A 6,000-nucleotide genomic window follows, 5' to 3' on the forward strand; every position below is an offset into this window, starting at 1 on the left:
CCTCAAACGCCGGCCGGGCTGGATTTTTGGCCCGGTCGGCATTTGAGGTTGACGTTCGCGGTGGGCGAGTGCGGTTGGTGAGCGCGGTGGGCATGCGCGGTTGGTGACTGCGGTTGGCGAGCGCGGTCAGCGATCGAGGGTGGCCTGCTTGGGACTTGGTTGGCCGGTGGTCGAGGTTGGCGGCCTCGGTCAGTTCGCGGTCGCCAGTACGTCGTGGACTATCGGGCCTGCCGAGCCGCCGCCGGTTACTCCGGCTTCGACGATTGCGGCTATTGCGACGTTGCCTCGGTAGGCGATCAGCCAGCCGTTGTTGGGGCCGGTTTCGGTGACTTCCGCGGTGCCCGTCTTCGCGCCCACGTCGCCCGGGAGGTCGGCCAGGACCTTGGCCGTGCCGTCGGTGACCGTGGCGCGCATGAGTTTGCGGAGGTCGGCCACCACCGGGGGCGGGAGGTCGCGGGTCTTGGCGGTCGGTTGTTGGCCCTTGATCAGTACCGGCTGGTGGAACGTACCGGACGCCGCCGTCGCGGTCGCCGAGGCCATCACCAGTGGGTTGGCCTGGACCGTACCCTGCCCGAACATCGCGGCTGATTTATCGGTTTCATCCACCGGCAGCGGGACCTTGCCGTCGAACGACGCGATGCCGGTCTTCCACTCCTGGCCGATGCCGAAGTGGTCGTTCGCGAAGCGGCTCAGTTCGTCGTTGCCGAGTTTGCCGCGCAGGCTGACGAATGCCGTGTTGCACGAGTGCGTGAAGTCCTCGCGGAAGGTGGCGTTGGGAATCTCGGATGTCTCGACGTTGTGGAACTGCTTGCCGACAGTCAGGTATTTGGGGCAGTCGACGATGTCGGTCGGTTTCACCGCGCCCTTGCTCAGGAGGGCTGCGGTGGTGATCACCTTCATGGTCGAGCCCGGGGCGTAGCGGCCCATGAAGGCTCGATTCATGCCGGTGGTGGGCGCGTTCGCGAGGGCGAGTACCTCGCCCTTGTCGATGCTCACCGCGACCAGGCCGACCAGTCGGCCGTTCGCGTACTTCGCCACCGCCGCGTCCGCCGCGCGCTGGAGCTTCGGGTCGATGGTGGTGGATACCGGACCGCCGCCGCCGGCGCCGCCGGTGGTGGCGGCGGCGGCGGGCTTCGAGGTGCCGAATTCGGCCTCGGTGGACTCGACCGCGCCGGTTTGACGGTTGATCAGTTGTACCGATCCGACGCCGGTTCCGCCTGCACCGCCGCCGGCCGCGCCGGCGAAGAGCGGGGTCAGGGACGGGTGGTCGGTCGGAGAGAGTACGCCGCCGTCGCGGTCCAGTACCTTCGGCGCCCGGCCCGGTGTCGCGCCCTTGGCCAGGCGGAACTTGGCCTCGGGGCCGAGCTTGGGGTGTACGAGGGACGGCTGCCACTTGACCATCCATCGACCGCTGCCCCCGGTGAGGGCGAGAGTCGAGTCGTAGGTCCAGGTACCGAGGCCGGCCACCGGCATCGCCGCGCCGAAGGGCACCGCGACCGCGCCGTCCGCCGCCGGCTTGGCCGGTCCCGGAGTGAACGCCGGTTGGCCGATCTCCAGGCCGGCCGTGAAGCTGCGCAGCGTGGTCTCGGCGGTCTGCGGGTTGTCGGTCAGGCCGGCCGCGTCCGCCCAGCGGCCGGCCGCCCAGTGGTCGAGGAACGTCCGCGCCGCGCGGTCCGCGTCGGTGTTCGCCGTGCTGCCGACGGGGACCGGGCCCAGCCGGTTGTCGTCGGTGTCACCGCGCCAGTGATCGGCGACGGCCCAGCCGGTTCCGCCGAGGACCAGCGTGCCGGCGGCAACGAGCGCCCAGGCCCGTCGGGCTCGACGGCCCCGATGCGGTCCGTGTGGTCCGTGTGATCCGTGTGATCCGTCCACCCCGTGCGTCATGTGCATCCCTCCCGAGCTCCGCGTGCCTGGACAGGTCGACAGGAGAACAGGGACTCGGGCGGGTAGTCCAAGACCGTTATCGGACAGGAGTTGATAGTCGAATGACTATGATGCCTGGTCATGGACCTGCTTCGACATCTCCGGTACTTCCGGACCGTTGCGGAGGAGGGACATGTCGGCCGGGCCGCCGAGCGGCTTCGGATGGCCCAGCCATCGCTGTCGCAGCGGATCCAGCGGCTCGAGCGCGAACTGGGCGTGCGGTTGTTCGATCGGAACAGTCGTGGGGTCGCGTTGACCCCGGCGGGGCGGGTCGTACTGACCGAGGCGGTCGAGCTGCTTGCCGCCGCCGATCGGCTCGGCGGTGCGGTGGCGGGGCTGCGCAGCGGTACGACCGGCGCGATCCGCGCGGCGGTACCGCCCGATCTGGGCGGCGCGGCGGTGGCGGGGATCCTGACCGGGTTTCCGGAGCGTTCGCCGGGCGGGGTGCTCGACCTGCGCGAGTTGACCACTGCGGCGCAGTTGCGCGAATTGGCGGCCGGCACGCTGGACGTCGGCGTACTGCGGCATCCATGCGCGATGGCCGATCTGGAGTTGGGGCCGATGTTGCATCAGCCGCTCGGTGTGCTGCTGGCCGCCGAGGATCCGCTCGCGGGCTCGACCGAGATCGTGCTCGCCGACCTGACGGGGTGTGAGCTGGTGTTGTTCCCCCGGGAGTTCGCCCCGGCGTTGTATGACGAGACGTTGACGGCGTGTGCGCGGCACGGCTGTACGCCGGCGGCGGTGCACGATGTGCGCGGTGGGGATTTCGCCCGGGCGCTGGTGTTGTCCGGCGCGGCGGTGGCGTTGGTCCCGGAGACCACGGCCGAACCGGGCACGGTGTGGCGGGCGTTGGCGGGTACGCCGTTGGCGTGGCGGACGTCGACGGCGTGGCCGCGGGGGGCCGATGGGCCGGCGGTACGGGCTTTTGTCGAGGCGGCGGAGGCGGCGTTGCGGCGGTATGCGGGGGTGCTCGGTGAGCGTCCGGGGGGTCTGGGGAGTCCGGGGAGTCCGGGGAGTTTTGGGCGGCCCGGGCGTCCGCTGCTTTTCGCGCGGCCTGCTTCGGAGTTCCCGCTGTGAGCGGGGGGCGGGCGTCGGGGGCGTCGCGGGCGGTTCGGGGGCGGATCGTGGACACGTTCGCCGACGCGGGGGTTTCGGGGGTGGTGCACGCGGTCGACATCGACTCGGGTGGCGAACTCGCCCTGGGTGCGGACACGTTGTACAGCACGGCGAGTCTGCACAAGGTGTGCCTGGTCGCCACGCTGTTCCGGGAGGCGGCGGCGGGGCGGGTCGAGCTGACCCGGCGGATCGAGTTGCCGGCGGGCGAAGCGCGCAGTCCGGGAGGTACGGGCGTGGCGGCGATGCTGGATCCGGTCACCATGTCGCTGCGGGACCTCGCGTCGCTCGCGATCGCGGTGAGCGACAACGCGGCGGCGGACGCGCTGTGGGACGTACTTGGGTTGGATCTGGTGAACGCGACGATGGCCGAGCTGGGGCTGACCCGGACGGTGGCGATCGAACCGCTGCGCGAGATGTACGCGGGTATGCGCGCGGACGCCGGTCCGGCGGGGGCCGCCGGGCTGGTCGACCCCGCGGTGGTGGCGCGGTTGCGGGCGTTGGATCCGCACCGGTCCAACCGGGGGACGCCGCGGGATCTGACTCGGCTGCTGGCCGCGATCTGGCGGGACGAGGTGTGTGCGGGGTCGTATGGGGTGGGGCTGCGCCGGGTGCTCGGTCTCCAGGCCTGGTCGCATCGGATGGCGTCGGGGTTCCCGTTCGACGACGTGCGGGTGTCGGGGAAGACGGGGACGTTGCCGACGATGCGGCACGAGGTGGGGGTGGTCGAGTATCCGGACGGCGGCCGGTACACGATCGCGATCTTTACGCGGTCCGCCGACACGGCGGCGTCGTTGCCGACCGCCGACGCGGTGATCGGGACGGTGGCGCGGATGGCGGTCGATGCGCTCAGGTTGTTGCGGTGAACTCGGGTTGCGGGGTGGGTCGTGTCGGGCCCGGGTGGGGTTGTCGGCCAGGGAGGTTCCGGGCCGTCCTCGGGCGCCGGACGGGCTGTAAGGGGCCCGATGCGCCGCGCCGGCCAACAGGCCCACCGGCTCGGGCCGGCCTTCTGTCGGTGGCGGTCAGTACGTGGCGATCAGTACGTGGTGGGCAGGTAGTCGTAGCAGTAGCTGTCGAGGTCACAACTGAAGGACAGCAGCAGTGCGTTGCCGGTGATCGGGCCGACGTCGCCGTCCGGGACGGTGCCCCAGCCGTTGTCCCGGGCCCAGATCTGGAACGCGATGATCGCGGCCTCCGTATCCGGCCCGAACTCGCCGTCCGTCTCGATCCAGGCGGGCGCGGGCGAATCGTTGATGAGCTTCTGTACGCACCACACCGCCAGCGGGTCGTTGGCCCGGCCCGGCCCGATGTATCCCACCCGGCGGGCGTTGTCCTTCCGGCCCGCGAACCCGACGGTCACCAGCATCCCGACGGTGGCCATCGCGGCGGCGGCGAGGGCGACTTCGTTGCCGACCATCCAAGGATCCCTTCTCGGTAACGGTGGTTCTCGTTGCGCTGCCCACACCACGTGGCGATGTCGCCAGGCGGATAAGGGAGTTGGCACGACTCTGGATCGGCCGGGTCTCGTCCCGCCAGGCACCCGTGTCCCTGTCCGCCGTGGGATGCCGACGTGCCCGATGACCTGCGCAAATGTGGCCCGCTCCGAGGCGTCCCATCGGTTGGGTGGGCGGTGTGGGACGGGCTTGGATCGGGACGGTCGAAGCGGGCCGACCGGGGGCGTCACCGGGCGAGTGGAGGGCGGCCGGCGATCACACCGGGCAGCGTGTGCAGCCTGGTGACGGCGTGCGCCGGCGGCCGACGGAATCGGCTCGACCTCGTGGTTCTGCGCCATCAACCATGGCGATGTCCCGGCGCGCGGCACCTGCCGGCGCAGGAACGCCACCCGCGGCCCCGGGCCCGGACTCGGGCGGGCAGGAAGGGGCGACACCGGGGGCTCAACGGGGGCGGCGGCACTACCGCGTTCGTCGGTAGTGCCGCCTTGTTGTCGCCCGAGGGGCCGCGTCCGCTCCCGGATCACTCGCGCGTCGGGACGTTGCCGCCGATGGCGTCGGCGGTGTCGGCGGCGTCGGCGCGGCCATGCCTGGCATCGCGCAAAGCAGTGGGTTCAGGTCCCCGGACCGCTACCGCGGCAGGCCGCCCTACCGGAAGCATTCCGGAAGGTAACTGTTCGGAAACGTCTTGTTGTTGTACACGTACGGCGCGTACACGTACCCGGACGCGTTCAGCACGAAGTTGCCGCTGTAGTGCTCCTGGTAGACGTGGTACCAGACGTTTCCCTGGTTGTTGACGACCTGGCCCCGCGTCCAGCAGTCGGCAACGGCATAGTCGGTCCCGAAGAGAGCCGGGGCGACTATGGGACTGGTGGTCGTGGGCGCCTGATAGACGCCCGTCCCCATACCCGTCCCCCAGATGTTCACGTCCATGATCCCCGCAACGGCGCCTCCCGCGGACGCGCCCCCCGCGGCCATCCCCAGTCCGCTCGCGGTGAGCACCGCGACCGCGGCGACCGTCGCGACTCGACGCCCGAACTTGATCCTCATATCTGCCTCCTGGCACGAGAAGAACGAACGACACGAACACCCCACGTCCGACGGACCGTTCGCCCGGTGGAGCACCCGTCGGAGCGGGCTTCACCCGGATTTCCCCAGGTCGGTGGGTGGTGCTTCCCGGTGAGCAGTGCGGTCGGGACCGGCAGCGCCCCGCCCTTCCGGGTGATCCGCACGTGCGTGCTCCTTCGGGCGCTCGTCGACCGCCTCCGGAACCGGTCCACGCCCGAACGGCGGGCGGCGTGCGGTTGCCCCGCCCGCGTCCCAGGTTGGCGGGTCGGCCGGCGCGCGTATTGCACGAATGCGTCAGCGCGAGGGCCGCGGCGCGTTCGGGTCGACGGGCGCCCGCGCTTGATTCGGGGTGGGCTTGATCCGTTTTGACGGACACCCTGGCTGAGGGGCTGCGGTCCCTTGGGGAGGATGTCCATCATGGAGAGCATGGGGAAGAAGAAGCCTC

The 6,000-nt window shown here is 70.8% G+C and carries 5 protein-coding genes; 2 read left to right on the forward strand and 3 right to left on the reverse strand.

Translation table 11 applies throughout. The features are described 5' to 3' along the window. Positions 1 to 189 precede the first annotated feature (189 nt). The gene (locus ABIA38_RS11530; protein ID WP_424638421.1) at positions 190 to 1,884 is read right to left on the reverse strand and encodes a penicillin-binding transpeptidase domain-containing protein; all 1,695 of its coding nucleotides are present in this window, start codon (positions 1,882 to 1,884) and stop codon (positions 190 to 192) included. 120 nt (positions 1,885 to 2,004) lie between these two features. On the opposite strand from ABIA38_RS11530, the gene ABIA38_RS11535 reads away from it, so the two are divergent. Further along, the gene (locus ABIA38_RS11535; protein WP_424638422.1) at positions 2,005 to 3,000 is read left to right on the forward strand and encodes a LysR family transcriptional regulator; all 996 of its coding nucleotides are present in this window, start codon (positions 2,005 to 2,007) and stop codon (positions 2,998 to 3,000) included. After that, a complete protein-coding gene (locus tag ABIA38_RS11540) occupies positions 2,997 to 3,902 on the forward strand; it encodes a serine hydrolase (protein WP_424638423.1) in 906 nt (301 codons plus the stop codon). The genes ABIA38_RS11535 and ABIA38_RS11540 overlap by 4 nt, the downstream gene beginning before the upstream one ends. A gap of 170 nt (positions 3,903 to 4,072) precedes the next feature. On the opposite strand, the gene ABIA38_RS11545 is transcribed toward ABIA38_RS11540, so the two are convergent. After that, positions 4,073 to 4,453: a peptidoglycan-binding domain-containing protein gene (locus ABIA38_RS11545; RefSeq protein ID WP_424638424.1), complete on the reverse strand. Its 381-nt coding sequence runs from the start codon at positions 4,451 to 4,453 to the stop codon at positions 4,073 to 4,075. 682 nt (positions 4,454 to 5,135) lie between these two features. Beyond that, a complete protein-coding gene (locus tag ABIA38_RS11550; protein WP_424638425.1) occupies positions 5,136 to 5,537 on the reverse strand; it encodes a hypothetical protein in 402 nt (133 codons plus the stop codon). Positions 5,538 to 6,000: the final 463 nt, after the last annotated feature.

This window comes from Embleya sp. AB8 (genome assembly GCF_049739465.1).
Lineage (GTDB): Bacteria > Actinomycetota > Actinomycetes > Streptomycetales > Streptomycetaceae > Embleya.